At 63.1% G+C, this 17,604-nt stretch carries 20 protein-coding genes and 1 tRNA gene; 9 read left to right on the top strand and 12 right to left on the bottom strand.

Annotation, left to right across the window (positions count from 1 at the left end; genetic code table 11):
- Positions 1 to 141: 141 nt before the first annotated feature.
- The 8 genes from L6639_RS08600 to L6639_RS08565 all read right to left on the bottom strand — a co-directional run bounded on the left by L6639_RS08600 (position 142) and on the right by L6639_RS08565 (position 7,348).
- A complete protein-coding gene (locus L6639_RS08600; RefSeq protein WP_128948788.1) occupies positions 142 to 414 on the bottom strand; it encodes a BQ00720 family protein in 273 nt (90 codons plus the stop codon).
- 51 nt (positions 415 to 465) lie between these two features.
- Positions 466 to 891, bottom strand: coding sequence for an Hsp20 family protein (locus L6639_RS08595; RefSeq protein ID WP_212235616.1), 426 nt, complete (start codon positions 889 to 891; stop codon positions 466 to 468).
- A gap of 232 nt (positions 892 to 1,123) precedes the next feature.
- Positions 1,124 to 2,209, bottom strand: a complete 1,086-nt coding sequence (locus tag L6639_RS08590; protein WP_237860740.1) for a sn-glycerol-3-phosphate import ATP-binding protein UgpC — start codon at positions 2,207 to 2,209, stop codon at positions 1,124 to 1,126.
- A gap of 4 nt (positions 2,210 to 2,213) precedes the next feature.
- Positions 2,214 to 3,062, bottom strand: coding sequence for a sn-glycerol-3-phosphate ABC transporter permease UgpE (ugpE, locus tag L6639_RS08585; RefSeq protein WP_237860738.1), 849 nt, complete (start codon positions 3,060 to 3,062; stop codon positions 2,214 to 2,216).
- Positions 3,063 to 3,064: 2 nt separating this feature from the next.
- Positions 3,065 to 3,946 carry a sn-glycerol-3-phosphate ABC transporter permease UgpA gene (gene ugpA, locus L6639_RS08580; RefSeq protein WP_237860736.1) on the bottom strand — a complete coding sequence of 294 codons (882 nt, stop codon included), beginning with the start codon at positions 3,944 to 3,946 and terminating at the stop codon, positions 3,065 to 3,067.
- Between the two features lie 66 nt (positions 3,947 to 4,012).
- Positions 4,013 to 5,329: a sn-glycerol-3-phosphate ABC transporter substrate-binding protein UgpB gene (gene ugpB / locus L6639_RS08575; RefSeq protein WP_237860735.1), complete on the bottom strand. Its 1,317-nt coding sequence runs from the start codon at positions 5,327 to 5,329 to the stop codon at positions 4,013 to 4,015.
- Positions 5,330 to 5,548: 219 nt separating this feature from the next.
- Positions 5,549 to 6,751, bottom strand: a complete 1,203-nt coding sequence (locus tag L6639_RS08570) for a CaiB/BaiF CoA transferase family protein (protein WP_237860732.1) — start codon at positions 6,749 to 6,751, stop codon at positions 5,549 to 5,551.
- A 171-nt stretch (positions 6,752 to 6,922) separates the two neighbouring features.
- Positions 6,923 to 7,348 carry an organic hydroperoxide resistance protein gene (locus L6639_RS08565; RefSeq protein ID WP_237860730.1) on the bottom strand — a complete coding sequence of 142 codons (426 nt, stop codon included), beginning with the start codon at positions 7,346 to 7,348 and terminating at the stop codon, positions 6,923 to 6,925.
- A gap of 158 nt (positions 7,349 to 7,506) precedes the next feature.
- Between L6639_RS08565 and L6639_RS08560 the strand changes: the two genes are divergently transcribed.
- On the top strand, positions 7,507 to 7,965 hold the full coding sequence (locus tag L6639_RS08560; RefSeq protein ID WP_237860728.1) for a MarR family winged helix-turn-helix transcriptional regulator: 459 nt from the start codon (positions 7,507 to 7,509) through the stop codon (positions 7,963 to 7,965).
- A gap of 7 nt (positions 7,966 to 7,972) precedes the next feature.
- Here the strand turns inward: L6639_RS08560 and L6639_RS43260 are convergent, their stop codons facing one another.
- The 3 genes from L6639_RS43260 to L6639_RS08545 all read right to left on the bottom strand — a co-directional run bounded on the left by L6639_RS43260 (position 7,973) and on the right by L6639_RS08545 (position 8,941).
- The gene (locus L6639_RS43260; RefSeq protein ID WP_237860726.1) at positions 7,973 to 8,209 is read right to left on the bottom strand and encodes a GIY-YIG nuclease family protein; all 237 of its coding nucleotides are present in this window, start codon (positions 8,207 to 8,209) and stop codon (positions 7,973 to 7,975) included.
- Positions 8,210 to 8,367: 158 nt separating this feature from the next.
- Positions 8,368 to 8,443, bottom strand: a tRNA-Ala gene (locus L6639_RS08550).
- A gap of 90 nt (positions 8,444 to 8,533) precedes the next feature.
- A complete protein-coding gene (locus L6639_RS08545; protein ID WP_128959501.1) occupies positions 8,534 to 8,941 on the bottom strand; it encodes a TIGR02300 family protein in 408 nt (135 codons plus the stop codon).
- A 160-nt stretch (positions 8,942 to 9,101) separates the two neighbouring features.
- Here L6639_RS08545 and aroA point away from each other — a divergent pair, with 160 nt between their 5' ends.
- The 8 genes from aroA to trpB all read left to right on the top strand — a co-directional run bounded on the left by aroA (position 9,102) and on the right by trpB (position 17,109).
- On the top strand, positions 9,102 to 10,439 hold the full coding sequence (gene aroA / locus L6639_RS08540; RefSeq protein ID WP_237860724.1) for a 3-phosphoshikimate 1-carboxyvinyltransferase: 1,338 nt from the start codon (positions 9,102 to 9,104) through the stop codon (positions 10,437 to 10,439).
- A complete protein-coding gene (gene cmk / locus L6639_RS08535; protein ID WP_237860722.1) occupies positions 10,436 to 11,074 on the top strand; it encodes a (d)CMP kinase in 639 nt (212 codons plus the stop codon). The genes aroA and cmk overlap by 4 nt, the downstream gene beginning before the upstream one ends.
- 268 nt (positions 11,075 to 11,342) lie before the next feature.
- Positions 11,343 to 13,049 (top strand): 30S ribosomal protein S1, encoded by a 1,707-nt coding sequence (gene rpsA / locus L6639_RS08530; RefSeq protein WP_057752276.1) that lies wholly within the window; start codon positions 11,343 to 11,345, stop codon positions 13,047 to 13,049.
- 189 nt (positions 13,050 to 13,238) lie between these two features.
- Positions 13,239 to 14,219, top strand: coding sequence for a signal peptide peptidase SppA (gene sppA, locus L6639_RS08525; protein WP_237860720.1), 981 nt, complete (start codon positions 13,239 to 13,241; stop codon positions 14,217 to 14,219).
- A 182-nt stretch (positions 14,220 to 14,401) separates the two neighbouring features.
- Entirely contained in the window at positions 14,402 to 14,707 is a 306-nt protein-coding gene (locus tag L6639_RS08520) for an integration host factor subunit beta (RefSeq protein WP_007598410.1), read from the top strand.
- Positions 14,708 to 14,777: 70 nt separating this feature from the next.
- Positions 14,778 to 15,170 carry a lipopolysaccharide assembly protein LapA domain-containing protein gene (locus tag L6639_RS08515; RefSeq protein WP_237860718.1) on the top strand — a complete coding sequence of 131 codons (393 nt, stop codon included), beginning with the start codon at positions 14,778 to 14,780 and terminating at the stop codon, positions 15,168 to 15,170.
- Positions 15,171 to 15,235: 65 nt separating this feature from the next.
- On the top strand, positions 15,236 to 15,895 hold the full coding sequence (locus L6639_RS08510; RefSeq protein ID WP_237860716.1) for a phosphoribosylanthranilate isomerase: 660 nt from the start codon (positions 15,236 to 15,238) through the stop codon (positions 15,893 to 15,895).
- On the top strand, positions 15,892 to 17,109 hold the full coding sequence (gene trpB / locus L6639_RS08505) for a tryptophan synthase subunit beta (RefSeq protein ID WP_237860715.1): 1,218 nt from the start codon (positions 15,892 to 15,894) through the stop codon (positions 17,107 to 17,109). The genes L6639_RS08510 and trpB overlap by 4 nt, the downstream gene beginning before the upstream one ends.
- Before the next feature lie 79 nt (positions 17,110 to 17,188).
- Here trpB and L6639_RS08500 read toward each other — a convergent pair whose 3' ends face one another.
- On the bottom strand, positions 17,189 to 17,533 hold the full coding sequence (locus L6639_RS08500; RefSeq protein WP_237860713.1) for an endonuclease domain-containing protein: 345 nt from the start codon (positions 17,531 to 17,533) through the stop codon (positions 17,189 to 17,191).
- Positions 17,534 to 17,604: the final 71 nt, after the last annotated feature.

Here is a 17,604-nt window from a genome sequence, read left to right as displayed (position 1 = left end):
CCGCCCCCGCGCGCGGGCAGGGACATCGCCGAATTCCCGTTGGCTCGCGATAGCGATGCGAAAACATCACCTCAAAATGAAGACGGGCATGCCTTCCTGCGAAGGCATGCCCGCTAAATCTCTAGTCGCGCGAAGCGCGTGTCAGTGCACGCTGACGGCCTGCAACTCGTTGCTCCAGGCGTTGGCGACCGCGGCTTCGCGGCTGTCGGTCAGCATGATCGGCGTGCCGTCGGCGGCGTGGAGCGCGAACAGCTTGAGGCCGGGCGCGATCTTCGGGGCTTCGGGGAACAGGCCGGGCACATCCTCGGAGCGGATCTGCTTCACATAGGCGATATGGCCTTCGCCGAGGTTTGCCAGCGTCTCGGGTGAGACGTTCTTGGCTTCGTATTCGAACGCAACGTGACCTTCACTCATGGTCTCGACTCCTCTCTCGAAACTAAGCGGTCGAGTCCGCTACTCGTTCCATTATTCGTGCTCATTGATAGCGATTGTCTTAACGATCCTCTCCGGTTCAGGCCGGGCCAGGTCGATCGACAACAACCCGTTCTTCAGATCCGCACCCAGCACCAGCATCCCCTCCGCCAGCACGAAGGTGCGCTGGAAGTGGCGCGCGGCGATGCCGCGATGGATGTATTGCCGGGTCTTGTCGTCCTGCTGCCGCCCGCGAATGACGAGCTGGTTTTCCTCAATGGTTACATCGAGTTGATCGCGGGTGAAACCGGCGACCGCCAGCGTGATGCGCAGGCGCTCGGGCTGGTTGTCAGCACCGCCGCACCTCTCGATATTGTAGGGAGGATAACCGTCGGCGCCTTTGACGACGCGATCGAGCACGCGCTCGATCTCGTCGAAGCCCAGAAGGAACGGACTGGAAAGCGTGGGAACACGAGACATAGTTTACAAAGTCCTCTCGAAGCGACTTTGGTGTTTCGGGGCCCGATCAAGGCACCCCTTGGTCAGCAATATGGGCATATCCCCGTGTGGGTTCAAGCACGTAGCGGGGGGTGTGGATTCACTCCTTGCGACGTCGGGTCGCGATGTGGATTTTTCGGGCGATTTATCCCAATGAAAACAGATCCCCTTCTACTGTGCATGGGGTTGTTTCGCCGATCGGGGCTGGAACCGGTCAGATCTCGATCCGCTTCCGTCCGTCGCCGCTGAACAAATGCAGCTTGTTGCGGACTGCGGCGACACGGATCTTCTGGCCGATGGCCGGCGCTTCGGTTCCGGGGATGCGCACGATCACCTCGCCGGGCGGCAACTCGCCCGGATTTGTCGCGACGCCCTGCTGATCCTGCGCACGCGATCCGTAAACGAAGGTTTCTGCACCGACGCGCTCGATCGCGTCGATCGTCAGCGACAGTGCAACACCGCCCGATGGCGTCTGGTCGGTGATGGCGAGATCTTCCGGCCGGATGCCGAGGATGTCGGCTTCGCCGGCGCTGCCGCCGAGCTGCGGTTTGATCTCGTCCTGCCGTGTCGACATCAGATTCATCGGCGGCGCACCGATGAAGGAGGCGACGAAAGTCGTCGCCGGCTTCTCGTAGATCGCGAGCGGATTGCCGACCTGCTCGACCTGGCCGCCATTCATCACCACGAGAATGTCGGCGAGCGTCATCGCTTCGAGCTGGTCGTGGGTGACATAGATCGAGGTGACGTTGAGCCGGCGCTGCAATTTGCGAATCTCGACGCGCATCGAGATGCGCAGCTTGGCGTCGAGGTTTGACAGCGGCTCGTCGAACAGGAACACCTTCGGCTGGCGCACGATGGCGCGGCCCATGGCGACGCGCTGGCGCTGGCCGCCGGAGAGCTGCCCTGGCTTGCGGGTGAGCATCGTCCCCAGTTCGAGGATGCGTGCGGCCTCCTCGACGCGGGTCTTGATCTCGGCTTCCTTCATGCCACGGTTGCGCAGGCCGTAGGCCATGTTGTTGAAGACGCTCATATGCGGATAGAGCGCGTAGTTCTGGAACACCATCGCGATGTCGCGGTCGGCCGGCTCGACCTGGTTCACGACACGGCCGCCGATGTTGATCTCGCCCGAGGTTATGGTTTCGAGCCCCGCTACCATTCTGAGCAGGGTCGACTTGCCGCAGCCCGAAGGACCGACCAGCACGCAGAACTGCCCGTCGGCCACATCGACATCGACGCCTTTGATGGCCTCGAAGCCGTTGGGATAGGCCTTGCGGACGTTGCGCAGCGTAACATTGGCCATGGGCCTATTTCTCCGTCTCGATCAGGCCCTTGACGAACAGGCGTTGCAGCAGCACGACGACCGCCACCGGCGGCAGCATCGCGAGCACCGCGGTGGCCATCGCGACCGACCATTCGGTGAGTGCGTCCTTCACATCGATGATCTTCTTGATGCCGATCACGATGGTCTGCATATCGTCGCGCGTCGTGATCAGGAGTGGCCAGAGATACTGATTCCAGCCGTAAATGAAGAGGATCACGAACAGCGCGGCGATGTTGGTCACCGAGAGCGGCAGCAGCGTATCGAAGAAGAAGCGGATCGGACCTGCTCCATCCATCTTCGAGGCCTCGACCAGCTCCTTCGGCACCGTCATGAAGAACTGCCGGAACAGCAGCGTCGCGGTTGCCGACGCGATCAGAGGCAGGATCAGGCCGGAATAGGAATCCAGCATGTGCAGGTCGGACGTGATCTTGTAGGTCGGAAAGATTCGCACTTCGACCGGCAGCATGAGCGTGATGAAGATGGTCCAGAACGTCGCCATCCTGAAGGGAAAGTTGAAGAACACGATGGCGTAGGCCGATATGATCGAGATCGCGATCTTTCCGAGCGCAATACCAACCGCCATGATCAAGCTCGACAGCAACATGCTGCCCACCGGCTCGCGCGTCGTCTTGCCGGTGCCGGACATGATCGTGTTCCAGTAGGTCTCCAGCGCGTGGCCGCCCGGATACAGCGGCATCTGGCCGTTGGCGATGACGGAATTGTCGTGGGTGGAGGCGATGATCGCGAGATAGACCGGGAAAGCGACCACGATCACGCCGGCGATCAGCACCAGGTGCGGCAACAGATTTCCAAATCGTCGATGCTCGACCATTGTCAGTAATGGACCTTCTTTTCGACGTAGCGGAATTGGACCGCGGTCAACGCGACGACGATGATCATCAGGATCACGGATTGCGCGGCCGAGCCGCCGAGGTCCGAGCCGGCCTTGCCGTCCAGGAAAACCTTGTAGACGAGCGTTGAGGTGGAGCCGTTCGGGCCGCCTTCGGTTGCGGTGTCGATGATGCCGAGCGTGTTGAAGAAGGCGTAAGTGATATTGACGACGATCAGGAAGAACGTCGTCGGCGACAGCAGCGGAAAGACGATGGTCCAGAACCGCCGCATTGGCCTCGCGCCGTCGATCGCAGCGGCCTCGATCACACTCTTCGGGATTGACTGCAGGCCGGCGAGAAAGAACAGGAAATTGTAGCTGATCTGGTTCCAGACGGCGACGATGACGATCAGGATCATGGCATGATTGCCGTTGAGCACTGGATTCCAATCGATGCCGTTACGCTGCAAAGCGCGCGCGATCATGCCGAGCCCGGGCTGGAACATGAAGATGAATAGCACGCTCGCCACCGCAGGCGCGACCGCGTAGGGAATGATCAGGAAGGTGCGATAGATCTGCACGCCAGCGATGTTGCGGTTCGCCATGACAGCGAGCAGCAGGCCGATCGCAAGCGAGAAGAACACGACGAGCAGCGAGAAAAAGAAGGTCGTGCCGATCGCGTGATAGTATTCGGGAGTCTTCAGCAGGTTGACGTAGTTCTCGAACCAGACGAACTCGGTCGAGAGCCCGAAGGCATCCTGCACCAGGAACGATTGCCAGAGCGCCTGCGCAGCCGGCCAATAGAAGAAGATCAGGGACACCGCAAGCTGCGGAAATACCAGGAGGCAGGCGAGCAGCCTGCCTGGAAAGATCGCCCGGTTCTCCATGAAGCCCCCGCCTCACTCGCTGAGAGTCGTGGCTGCGGACCATCCACAGCCACGACTGATGAGGTCCTACTTGGTCGCGGTCCGCTCGAACTGACGCAGCATCTGGTTGCCGCGCGAGACGGCAGCGTCGAGTGCATCCTTGGCCGACTTCTTGCCGGCGAGTGCCGCCTCGATCTCCTCGGACCAGACGTCGCGCATCTGCACCATTCCGCCGAAACGCAGGCCGCGCGAGTTCTCGGTCGGCGGCTTGTTGGTGAGCTCCTTCAACGGCACTTCCAGGATCGGGTTCTTCTCATAGAAGCCCGACGCCTTGGTCTTGTCGTAGGCCGCCTTGGTGATCGGCAGATAGCCGGAGACCTCGTGCAGATAAACCTGACGATCTGTGTCGGACAGGAAAGTGAAGAACTTCGCGATGCCCTTGTACTCTTCGCTGGATTTGCCGCCCATCACCCACAGCGAGGCGCCACCGATAATGGAGTTCTGGGGCGCATCCTTGGCGTCCGGGAAATACGGCATCGGAACGGCCGTATAGTTGAACTTCGCGTTCGCCTTGACGTTCGGATAGAAGGCCGACGACGTCATGTAGAGCGCGCATTCGCCTGAAGTGAAGCGGCCTTCGCCGGTATTGGTGCGACCGGAATAGTCGTAGCTCTTGTCTTTCTGAAGCTCGACGAGATTTTCGAGCAGCTTGGTCTCGAGCGGGTTGTTGAAGTCCAGCACGGTATCGAAGCCGTCAAGGCCGTTGGCCTTGGTGCCGATCGGAATGTTGTGCCAGGCCGAGAACTGCTCGATCAGGCCCCATGTGATCCAGCTCGAGGAGAAGCCGCAGGTCGGGCTCGTTGCGTGCAGCTTCTTGGCGTCGGCGAACACCTCGGGCCAGGTCTTCGGCGGCGCGTCGATGCCGGCCTTCTTCAGTGCGTCGAGATTGGCCCACATCACCATGCTCGACGAGTTGAACGGGAACGAGAGCATCTCGCCCTTTGCGGTCGAGTAGTAACCTGTGATGGCCGGCAGATAGGACTGCGGGTCGAACTTCTCGCCTTGCTCCTTCATGAGGTCGGAGACCGGCTTGATGGCGCCCTTGGCGGCCATCATGGTCGCAGTACCGACCTCGAACACCTGCATAATGCCCGGTGCGTTGCCGGCGCGGAACGCTGCGATGCCGGCATTCAGTGTGTCGGCATAGCTGCCCTTGAAGGTGGGAACGATCTTGTAGTCGCTCTGCGATGCGTTGAAATCGTTGGCCAGCTTGACCACGACGTCGTTGTTGGGGCCGGTCATCGCGTGCCACCACTGGATTTCAGTCACGGCCAGCGCCGGCGAAGCCGTCATGCCGACAGCGACTGCAACAGTGGCAGCCGCCCCAAAAAATCGAAGAGCCATCAAGAAACCTCCCTCAGCCGTCAATAAAGAAGCGCTTGCGCTAGCAGCGCCATATGACGTTCACATGACTGTGTAAGCGGCCGAAACGAAAGCGGCAAGCGCTGGAAAAGGGAAGCCATCAAATAGGCGAACGCGCCGCGCGCAGCCACAGCTGTTCGCGGTGCACACCGATGCCCGCGCCGCACTGCGGCATCATAGCGCCAGAGGAGGTCAGGGGCCCTAGCGCTTGCGCTCGGGCCCGCAGACCACGCCGCTCTCGACCATCGCGTCGATCTCCGACTTTGAGTAGCCGAACTCGCCCAGCACCTCCTGGGAGTGCTGGCTGAACTTCGGCGGCAGCCGGCGCAGGCTCGGCTTGCTGCGGTCGAGCCGGATCGGCGAGGCCACGCCCTTGTACCAGTCCTTCTCGATGACATCGCCGCGCGCGATGGTGTGCGGATTGGTCAGCGCCTGGTCGATCTTCTGCACGGGGCCCGCGGGCAGGCCCGCGGCGAGCAGGCGATTGCACAGCGGCTCGGCCTCGTGCTGGCTGAATACCGCGGCGAGCTCGGCGCGCAGCGCCTCGCGGTTGGCGATGCGGTCCTTGTTGCGGGCAAAGCGCGGATCGGTCCCGAGCTCGGGCTTGCCGATTTCCTTGGCGAGCTTGCGGAAGGTGCCGTCATTGCCGACGCCGATGAAGATGTCGTCGGTCTTGGTCGGGAAGATCGCGTACGGCACGAGGTTCGGGTGCTCGTTGCCGGTGAGACCGGGCGGCTTGCCATGCATGAAATAATTCGCGGTGTGCGGATGCATGATGGCGAGGCCGGTTTCGTACAGCGTCGTCTCCAGGAACTGGCCCTTGCCTGAGCGTTGCCGTTCGGAGAGCGCCATCAGGATGCCGATCGCGGCGTAAAGGCCGGTGGTGATATCGACCAGCGGCACGCCGATCCGCATCGGGCCGCTCTCGGGCGACCCCGTCGCCGCGATCATGCCGGTCATGGCCTGGATGATGGCGTCATAGCCGGGATTGCCGCCGCGCGGGCCGTCGGCGCCGAAGCCGCAGATCCGGCAATGCACGAGGCGCGTAAATTTTTGGGCAAGCACATCGTTGCCGATGCCCCATTTCTCCAGCGTGCCCGGCTTGAAATTCTCGATCAGGACGTCGGCCGTCTCCAACATCTTGAGCAGCACGACGCGGCCGCCTTCGGACGCGAGGTCGAGTCCGATCGAGCGCTTGTTTCTGTTGATGCCGATGAAATAGGCCGCGTCGTCGTCGTGGAAGGGAGGACCCCAGTCGCGCACCTCGTCGCCGGCGGGCGGCTCGACCTTGATCACGTCGGCGCCGTGGTCGGCGAGGATCTGGGTGCAGTAGGGACCGCCGAGTACGCGCGTGAGATCGATGACGCGCAGCCCGCTCATTGCGCCCAAAACGGCTTCAGTCATGCCTTCGCTTCCCTGTGTCGATATTGATCACAGGCCTAGCGAGGTTCGAACGCGCCAGCAATGGCTTGTCGCGTGGGGGCGTATGCGTCGCGGCGCAATCCCGCGGCGTGGGAAATCTCGCGGTAACGGCCGGCCCGAGGGGGATCCCGGGCCAGCCAATTCACCGTCGGGTCAGACGACCGTCAGGCGAACGTCGACGTTGCCGCGCGTCGCGTTGGAGTACGGGCACACCTGGTGCGCCTTCTCGACCAGCGCCTCGGCGTCCGCGCGGGACAGGCCCGGCAGCGAGACGGCCAGGTCGATGTCGAGACCGAAGCCGCCGGCCGCGCGTGGGCCGATGCCGACAGTCGAGGTCACGGAGGCATCAGCGGGAACCTTCGGGCCGCCCTGCGAGGCCACGAACTTCATCGCGCCGATGAAGCAGGCGGCATAGCCGGCCGCAAACAGCTGCTCGGGGTTGTTGCCGGCGCCGCCGCCACCGCCGAGCTCCTTCGGCGTGGTGAGCTTGACGTCGAGTGCGCCGTCGAGGGTCGCAGCATGGCCGTCGCGGCCGCCGGTGGCTTTTGCGCTGGTCTTGTAGAGGACGTTCACGGACATTTTCGTCTCCTCAGGGGGACTTCGGGTTGGGGTGCGATCTGTATTGCAAACAATTAGATTGCGTGCAATTGAAATTGGCGTGCCTCACATTTAATTGTTCGCAATTGAATGTGGGCCCGCCCGGTCCCACAATGCGGGTCAGTCTCGAGAGATTCTCTATGGCCCGGAAATCAGCGACCCTCGATCCGCAACGCCTCGACAACCAGATCTGCTTCGCGGTCTATTCGGCCGCGCACGCCTTCAATCGCGTCTACAAGCCGCTGCTCGACCGGCTCGGCCTGACCTATCCGCAATATCTGGTGATGCTGGTGCTGTGGGAGCGCGACGATGTGCCGGTGAAGGACATCGGCGAGAAGCTGTTTCTTGATTCAGGCACGCTGACGCCGCTGCTGAAGCGGCTGGAGGCCGCCCATCTGGTCAAGCGCACGCGAAGCAGTGAGGACGAGCGTCGGGTGCTGATCGCGCTGACCCCGCAGGGCCATGCGTTGAAGGACAAGGCGCGCAGCGTGCCGCAGTCGATCCTGGCGGCCTCGGACTGCTCGGTGTCGGAGCTGGTCGCGATGAAGGACGAGATCGTCGCGCTGAGGGATCGGTTGAATGCGGTGATTGGGGAGTAGGGACAAGTCAGAGGCGCTTCTTGGCGAAGGCGCGGCCGGACGCTGACTTCAGGCACTTCTCGAATGCGAAGGCCTGCTTCTCATTGCTGAACGCAAGGTAGGTCTCAATGCGCCATGGCCCGTACTTTGATGTGTGGGGCACCTCGCCGGCATTATGTTTTGTCAGACGAGCACGCAGGTCGTCGGTGATTCCGACATAGCAGTGGAGGGAATCAAGACTCTCAAGGATGTAGACGTATTTCACGGCACGCTCCCCAGCTGTCGAGGGAGAGCTTACACCCGCTTTCGATCCGCTGAAGCCCGGCTTCGCCCTCCGGGCTACGCCGCGGCAGCCTTCGCTAGCTTCGCTACGATAGAGCGGAGTTGGCTTGCCGAGCCGAAGCTCGCGAAGCGAGCGAAGGCTGGTGGAGCCAGGCGGGATCGAACCGCCGACCTCTTGCATGCCATGCAAGCGCTCTCCCAGCTGAGCTATGGCCCCTTAACCTTGGGATGATCCTGGGGGATCACTCCCGACCGGCGAGCCTTTCGACTCGCGCGGTGCACCCTTTTTCACAGATCAGGACTGATCTCAAGTCTCTTCATCACCTCCGACATCGCCAATGATGTCGGTCACGTCCTCATCGCCCTCTTCTTCGTCGGCAATGAAGGTCGAATCATCGTCATCGTCGTCGTCGAGGGTCTCGTCGACCTCGATATCGTCCTCGGATTCGGGAACGACGGCCTTGACCTTGCCGGTGTTCTCCTCGGCATCAGCCTCCTCCAGCGAGACCTCCTCGACCTCCGCCGGCTCCGGCGCGGTATCGGCGGCTGCTGCGTGACGGGCTTCGGCGCCGCGAGGCATCCGGGCCGGCGCCACAGGCGCGATCGGCACAACTTCGCCGGTATAGGGCGAGATCACCGGATTCTTGTTGAGGTCGTAGAACTTCTTGCCCGTGGTCGGGCAAATACGTTTGGTTCCGAGTTCGGACTTGGCCACGGCAGAGGAATCCTGGGAATGTCTGAAAAGCGGTGCTTCACTTGGCTAGTTGGCGGCCCGCTGTCAATAGCGCATTACGAGAGAAAGACATGCTCGTGACGGCGGGGAGACCATGTGGTAGGTGCCCGCCAGCCTCCGAGGCGCATCCAAGGACACAATCTTGACCCATTCCGACAAGCCGACACCCCTGAAGTCGAGCTCAAGCGGTCCCCTGACCGGAAAAGTACGGGTGCCCGGGGACAAGTCGATCTCCCACCGCGCCCTCATCCTGGGCGCGGTGGCGGTCGGCGAGACCCGCATTACGGGCCTGCTCGAGGGCGAGGACGTCCTCAACACCGCCAAGTCGATGCAGGCCCTCGGCGCCAAGGTCGAGCGCACCGGCGATTTCGCCTGGAAGGTGAACGGAGTGGGTGTCGGCGGCTTCGCCCAGCCCAAGGCGCCGCTGGATTTCGGCAATTCCGGTACCGGCTGCCGGCTGGTCATGGGCGCCGTCGCCGGTTGCCCGATTTCGGCGATTTTCGACGGCGATGCCTCGCTGCGCAGCCGCCCGATGCGCCGGATCCTCGATCCGCTCGAAAAGATGGGCGCCAAGGTCGTCTCTGGCGGCGAGGGCGGCCGCCTGCCGCTGACCATCCAGGGCGCGCGCGATCCGCTGCCGATCACCTACAAGACCCCGGTCGCCTCGGCCCAGATCAAATCGGCGGTGCTGCTGGCGGGCCTCGCCGCGCCGGGCACCACCACCGTGATCGAGAGCGAGGCCAGCCGCGACCACACCGAGCTGATGCTGAAGCATTTCGGCGCCGACATCACCTCGGTCGCCGAGGGGGCTCACGGCCGCCGCATCACGCTGGTTGGACAGCCCGAACTGCATGGCGCGACCGTCATCGTGCCCGCTGATCCCTCGTCAGCGGCCTTTCCGATCGTCGCGGCATTGATTGTCGAAGGCTCGGACATCGTTCTTTCCGATGTCATGACCAATCCGCTGCGCACCGGCCTGTTCACGACGCTGCGCGAAATGGGCGCCTCCATCGAGGAAAGCGAAGTGCGCGGCGATGCCGGCGAGCCGATGGCGCGCTTGCGCGTGCGTGCCTCAAAGCTGCGCGGCGTCGAGGTGCCGCCGGAGCGCGCGCCTTCGATGATCGATGAATATCTGGTGCTGGCAGTGGCAGCGTCGTTTGCCGAAGGCACCACGATCATGCGGGGCCTGCAGGAGCTGCGCGTCAAGGAATCCGACCGGCTCGAGGCCACGGCGGCGATGCTCCGCGTCAACGGCGTGAAGGTCACCATCTCCGGCGACGATCTGATCGTCGAGGGTCGCGGCCATGTCCCCGGCGGCGGTACTGTTGCCACCCATATGGACCACCGCATCGCGATGTCCGCGCTGGTGATGGGCTGCGCCTCCGACCAGCCGGTGACTGTCGACGACACCGCCTTCATTGCCACAAGTTTCCCTGACTTCATTCCGATGATGCGTTCCCTTGGGGCCGAGTTTTCATGATTATCGCCATCGACGGACCCGCGGCTTCGGGCAAGGGCACGCTGGGCAAGCGCCTCGCCCATCACTATGGGTACCGTCATCTCGATACCGGCGTAATCTATCGCGCCGTCGCCTACGCCCTGATGGAGTCCGGCCATGATCTCAGGGACGAGACCGCGGCGGTGCAGGCCGCCCTGGAACTCGATCCGGAAAGGTTCGGCAATCCCGCCCTGAAGACCCAGAAGGCGGGCGAGGGCGCGTCCATCGTCTCGGCCATCCCGAGGGTTCGCGAGGTCCTGGTCAACTTCCAGCGGCAATTCGCCGCCGATCCGCCCGGCGCGGTGCTGGACGGACGGGACATCGGAACCGTGATCTGCCCCGATGCCGACGTGAAGATCTTCGTCGTGGCCGACCCCAGGGTCCGGGCCCGCCGCCGCACCATGGAGGCGCGGGCGCGGGGCGAGGAGGCAGACGAGGCGGCCGTGCTGGCCGACATCATCCAGCGCGACGAACGGGACAAGAACCGGCCGATTGCGCCCTTAAAACCAGCCGCGGATGCTTACTTGCTAGATAACTCCCAACTGGATATAGAAGGCGGCGTCCGGGCCGCCATCGACATTATCGAGGCCGTCCGAGCGGGCCGGTCGCGGGGTTAAGCCGCAGCCGTCATTGGAGGAATTGCCCGCTCCCGCTCTTTGAGGTCGATACTCTCGGTCCCTGTTTAGGGACCGACGCGATCCAGGCTCCGGACACAACGATTTCCACGTATCGAACGCGCGGGCCTCTGCCGGCCCGCTTCCGCTGTTTCGGCGCCAAGCCGGGGCAACGAGCGGTCGCTCGAAGGTCTTGCGGGCCTTCCGACACTGCGCGCGCGATACGCCCATGAACCCAACGGCCGGCAAGATTTCCGCAACTGGAGAACAAATGGCTTCGACTTCCGCTGATACCTATAGCCCGTCGCGTGACGATTTCGCCGCGATGCTCGACGAGTCCTTCGCTGGTGGCAACCTGCAGGAGAGCTCGGTCGTCAAGGGCAAGGTGGTTGCAATTGAAAAGGACATGGCCGTCATCGACGTCGGCCTGAAGACCGAAGGCCGCGTTGCGCTGCGCGAATTTTCCGGCCCCGGCCGTGACAGCGAGATCAAGGTTGGCGACGAGGTGGAAGTGTTCCTCGATCGCATCGAGAACGCCCTCGGCGAGGCCGTGCTGTCGCGCGACAAGGCGCGCCGCGAAGAGAGCTGGGGCAAGCTCGAGAAGGCGTTCCAGAACAACGAGAAGGTCACGGGCGTCATCTTCAACCAGGTCAAGGGTGGCTTCACCGTCGACCTCGACGGTGCCGTTGCCTTCCTGCCGCGTTCGCAGGTCGACATCCGTCCGATCCGCGACGTTGCGCCGCTGATGAACAACGCGCAGCCGTTCCAGATCCTCAAGATGGATCGCCGCCGCGGCAACATCGTCGTGTCCCGCCGCACGGTTCTCGAAGAGACCCGTGCCGAGCAGCGTCAGGAGCTGGTGCAGAACCTCGAAGAGGGTCAGGTCATCGACGGCGTCGTCAAGAACATCACCGATTACGGTGCGTTCGTTGACCTCGGCGGTATCGACGGCCTGCTGCACGTCACCGATATTGCGTGGCGCCGCGTCAACCACCCGACCGAGGTGCTCTCGATCGGCCAGACCGTGAAGGTCAAGATCATCAAGATCAACCACGAGACGCACCGCATCTCGCTGGGCATGAAGCAGCTGCTCGACGATCCGTGGCAGGGCATCGAAGCCAAGTACCCGCTGGGTGCCCGCTTCACCGGCCGCGTCACCAACATCACCGACTACGGTGCGTTCGTCGAGCTCGAGCCGGGCATCGAAGGCCTGATCCACGTCTCCGAGATGTCGTGGACCAAGAAGAACATGCACCCCGGCAAGATCGTGTCGACCTCGCAGGAAGTCGACGTGCAGGTGCTGGAAGTCGATTCCGTCAAGCGCCGTATCTCGCTCGGCCTCAAGCAGACCATGCGCAACCCCTGGGAGGTCTTCGTCGAAGGTCACCCGACCGGTTCGGTGGTCGAGGGCGAGGTCAAGAACAAGACCGAGTTCGGTCTGTTCCTGGGCCTCGAGGGCGACGTCGACGGCATGGTCCATCTCTCCGACCTCGACTGGAAGCTTCCAGGCGAGCAGGTGATCGACAACTACAAGAAGGGCGACATGGTCAAGGCCGTGGTGCTCGATGTGGACGTCGAGAAGGAGCGTATCTCGCTCGGCATCAAGCAGCTCGAAGGCGACCCCTTCGCCGAGCCGGGCGATGTCAAGAAGGGCGCGGTCGTGACCTGCGAAGTGCTCGAAGTGAAGGAAAGCGGTATCGAGGTGAAGATCGCCGGTACCGACTTCTCGACCTTCATCAAGCGCTCGGAGCTCGCGCGTGACCGCAACGACCAGCGTGCCGAACGCTTCGCCGTCGGCGAGAAGGTCGATGCCCGCGTGATCCAGTTCGACAAGAAGGCCCGCAAGGTCCAGGTGTCGATCAAGGCGCTCGAAGTCGCCGAAGAGAAGGAAGCCATCGCGCAGTACGGCTCCTCGGATTCGGGTGCGACGCTCGGCGACATCCTGGGCACCGCGCTCAAGAACCGCGACAGCAAGTAAGCGAAACGCTGATTTCGCTGACATCGAAGCCCCGGCGTAAGCCGGGGCTTTTTTGTTGCCGCTCCATCCGGGCTACGCAGCCAGAGGCCTTGTTTTCTTCAAATTGCGCCGCAATTGATGTATCCAGGCAAGCTGATGGTCACGTCGTGACGGCACAACGTCAGCGGCCTTTCATTTGGAGATATCTCGATGTCGCTCGATTCGGACATCATCGTCGATCGCCGCAGGATCCGCCGCAAGCTGACGTTCTGGCGCGTGATGGCCGCTTTGATCGCGATCGCTGCGATCGCGGGCTTTGCGCTGATCGCAACGCCCGGCGCGCGCGGCAGCTTCGTCTCCGCAGGCTCAATCGCACGTGTGGAGATCGATGGCCTGATCCGCAGCGATTCCGAGCGCACGCACGCGCTGGAGCGGCTGGAGAATTCGCAGGCCGCCGCCGTGATCGTTCACGTCAATTCGCCCGGCGGCACCACCGCCGGCTCCGAGCAGCTCTATGATTCCTTGACGCGTCTGAAGGCGAAGAAGCCGCTGGTCGTCGTGGTCGAAGGCCTTGCGGCCTCCGGCGGCTACATCACCGCGATCGCAAGCGATCACATCATCGCCCAGCAGAGCTCGCTGGTCGGCTCGATCGGCGTGCTGTTCCAGTTTCCGAACTTCTCGGAGCTGCTGAAGACCGTCGGCGTCAAGGTCGAGGAGGTCAAGTCCACGCCTCTCAAGGCTGCGCCCAACGGTTTTGAGCCGACCAGCCCGGAAGCGCGCGCCGCGCTGGATGCGCTGGTGAAGGATTCCTATGCCTGGTTCAAGGATCTGGTGAAGCAGCGCCGTGGCATGGATGACACGCAGCTCGAAAAAGTCGTCGATGGCCGCGTCTTCACCGGCCGCCAGGCGATCGATCTCAAGCTGATCGATCAGCTCGGCGACGAGAAGACTGCGGTCGCCTGGCTCGAGGAGCAGAAGGGCGTCAAGAAGGGTCTTTCGGTGCGCGATTACAAGCTCGAGCCCCGCTTCGGCGACCTGACGTTCCTCAAGACGGCGGCCTCAGTAACGCTGGAAGCGCTTGGATTCAGCGCGATTGCGCATCAGATCGAGCAAACTGGCCTGGCGCAGGCGGTCGACCGTGCCGGATTGGATGGAATGCTGGCCCTGTGGCAGCCGGCTGCGTCGAATTGACCTGAAACTGAAGGAACAACGCGAGTTCCGGACCTTTTTCCCGTCTGGCGGGTAGCCTTGCAGCCCGCTTTTTCGGCAAATGTCACGCATTTTCACGACGCTCAACCTTCATTTAGCGTCTTGACAGATCAAGGCATTTTCACGGAAATGGTCATCCGCACGCTTCCGGGTCCTATCTCTCGATGATCAAATCCGAACTTGTTCAGCGTATCGCCGAGCACAACCCGCATCTGTACCAGCGGGATGTCGAGAACATTGTGAATGCGATTCTCGAAGAGATCGTAGCGGCACTCGCACGCGGTGACCGCGTCGAGCTGCGCGGCTTCGGCGCTTTCTCGGTCAAGCATCGCCCCGCCCGCGCCGGCCGCAATCCGCGCACCGGCGCCCATGTCCCCGTCGATCAGAAGAGCGTTCCGTTCTTCAAGACCGGCAAGGAAATGCGTGAGCGGCTCAACCGCGACCATCCGGATCCGGGCGCGCCCGATTAAGTTTGTCGTCCGGGCTTAGCCGAACCGCCGTTCGATGCGGCGGCAGGTGATTCAAGGCGAGCGACACCCGATGCGAAAATTTCTGACCTGGCTGTTCGTGACTCCGCTGGTCCTGATCTTGGTGACCTTTGCGGCTGCCAACCGGCATGACGTCACCGTCTCCTTCGATCCATTCATGGCGAAGGATCCGGCGCTGTCGCGCGACATTCCGTTGTTCCTGCTGCTGATCCTGACGGCCGCGCTGGGTGTCGTGGTCGGCGGCTGCGCGGTCTGGTTCGGCCAGCGGCACTGGCGCCGCGCCGCACGCCGGCATGAGGCGGATGCCCGGGCCGCGAGGGGCGAATTGGCCGGGCTGCAGGCCCAGGCGGCCGCGTCGAAGCCGGGGGCCCAGCGCCTCCCCGTTCCCTCTGGGGTAGGCCTTTACGGGGCCATCGGGCGAGACAAGCAGCGCGCGACGTTGTAGAAGCGGCCCCAACTGAAAAGCCCGTTTCCCGGCCGCCACTTGCGGCCTCAATTTGCTTTGAGACCATGTCCCTGCTCGTCAAAATCTGCGGCCTGTCCACGCGCGAGACGCTTCAAACGGCGCTCGACGCGGGCGCCGACATGGTGGGGTTCGTGTTCTTTCCGCCCTCGCCGCGGCACGTTTCGCTGGAGACGGGGCGCGAGCTCGGCCGGCAGGTGAAAAGCCGCGCGCTCAAGGTGGCGCTGACCGTCGATGCCGACGACGCCACGCTCGACAACATCATGGATGCGCTGTCGCCTGATATCTTCCAGCTCCACGGCCATGAGAGCGTGGCGCGCTTGCGCGACATCAAACAGAAGTTCGGCCGCCCGGTGATGAAGGCGGTGCCGGTCGCGACCGCAGCCGATCTCGCCGTGCTGCCCGGCTATGCCGCAGTCGCCGACCGCATCCTGTTCGACGCCCGTGCCCCGAAGGATGCGACCCGGCCCGGCGGCCTCGGTGCCCCCTTCGACTGGCACTTGCTGGAAAACCTGGAGCTTGATCTGCCGTATATGGTTTCGGGCGGCCTCCATACTCAAAACCTCGCGGAAGCCCTCCGCGTCACCCGCGCCGGCGGCGTCGACGTGTCCTCCGGTGTCGAGAGCACTCCCGGTGTGAAAGACCCGGAGCTGATCAAGGCCTTCATTCGCGCCGCGCGCGCCACTCAAGAGTTGAGCGTTCGATGAACATCGCCAAACCAAATTCCTATCGCAGCGGACCCGACGAGCGCGGTCATTTCGGCATTTTCGGCGGTCGCTTCGTCGCCGAAACCCTGATGCCGCTGATCCTCGACCTGGAGAAGGCCTACACCGCGGCCAAAGCCGATCCGGCCTTCCAGGCCGAGATGAACGGCTACCTCAAGAACTATGTCGGCCGGCCCTCGCCGCTGTATTTCGCCGAGCGCCTCACCGAACATCTCGGCGGTGCCAAGATCTACCTCAAGCGCGAAGAGCTCAACCACACCGGCTCGCACAAGGTGAACAATGTGCTCGGCCAGATCATGCTGGCGCGGCGCATGGGCAAGAAGCGCATCATCGCCGAGACCGGCGCCGGCCAGCACGGCGTTGCCACCGCAACGCTGTGCGCGCGCTTTGGCCTGGAATGCGTGGTCTATATGGGCGCCGTCGACGTCGAGCGGCAACAGCCCAACGTGATCCGCATGGAGATGCTGGGCGCAAAGGTGATGCCGGTCCAGTCCGGAACGCGCACGCTGAAGGATGCGATGAACGAGGCGCTGCGCGACTGGGTCACCAACGTGCACAACACCTTCTATTGCATCGGCACGGTCGCGGGCCCGCATCCCTATCCGATGCTGGTGCGCGACTTCCAGTCGATCATCGGCAACGAGACGAAAGCGCAAATGCAGGAGGTCGAAGGACGCCTGCCGGATTCGCTGGTCGCCTGCATCGGCGGCGGCTCGAACGCGATGGGCCTGTTCCATCCCTTCCTCGACGATCCCTCTGTCGAAATCTTCGGCGTCGAAGCCGCGGGCCACGGGCTCACGCAATTGCATGCGGCCTCGATCGCGGGCGGCCGTCCCGGCGTGCTCCATGGCAATCGCACTTATTTGCTGATGGATGCCGACGGCCAGATCCAGGACGCGCATTCGATCTCGGCCGGCCTCGACTATCCCGGCATCGGCCCCGAGCATTCCTGGCTGCACGAGATCGGCCGCGTCAATTATCTCTCCGCGACCGATGACGAGGCGCTCGCCGCGTTCCAGCTGCTCTCCAAGCTCGAAGGCATCATTCCCGCGCTCGAGCCCGCGCACGCCATCGCCAAGGTGATGGAGCTCGCGCCGAAGCGGCCCAAAGACCACCTGATGGTCGTCAATCTCTCCGGCCGCGGCGACAAGGACGTCCCGCAGGTCGGCGACATCCTGAAGGGCAAGAGCAAGTGAGGCGCGTGTCGCACTCTCTTCACCTCTCCCCGTCGGGGAGAGGTCGGCTGCGAAGCAGCCGGGTGAGGAGTCTCTCCACTCACTCGAACCTCAATGAGGTTTCGATCAGTTCAAGCACGCCCTCAATATTCTCGTACACGTCCGTGTTCGAGACTCGGAGGACGAGGAAACCGCAGGCTTCAAGGACTTCGGTTCTGGCCTTGTCTCGTTCGATCTCGGTCGGGCTGGAATGCGTGACGCCGTCAACTTCGATGATGAGCTTTCCATCCAGCGTCACGAAGTCGACGACGTATCGATCAACAGGATGCTGGCGGCGAAACTTCCAACGGGCAAGCTGCCGGTTGCGCAGCGCCTGCCAAAGCTTTGCTTCGGCACTTGTCTGCGACTCGCGGAGCCTTCGTGCTCTCGACTTGAACCTCTCCATCCCCCTCACCCGGCTGCTTCGCAGCCGACCTCTCCCCGGAGGGGAGAGGTATAGCACAGCGGCCGCCGAAT

It is taken from the genome of Bradyrhizobium zhengyangense, from assembly GCF_022012555.1.
Lineage (GTDB): Bacteria > Pseudomonadota > Alphaproteobacteria > Rhizobiales > Xanthobacteraceae > Bradyrhizobium > Bradyrhizobium zhengyangense.
Note: the sequence above shows the minus strand (reverse complement) of the source record. Positions and strands in the feature narration are given on the sequence as shown.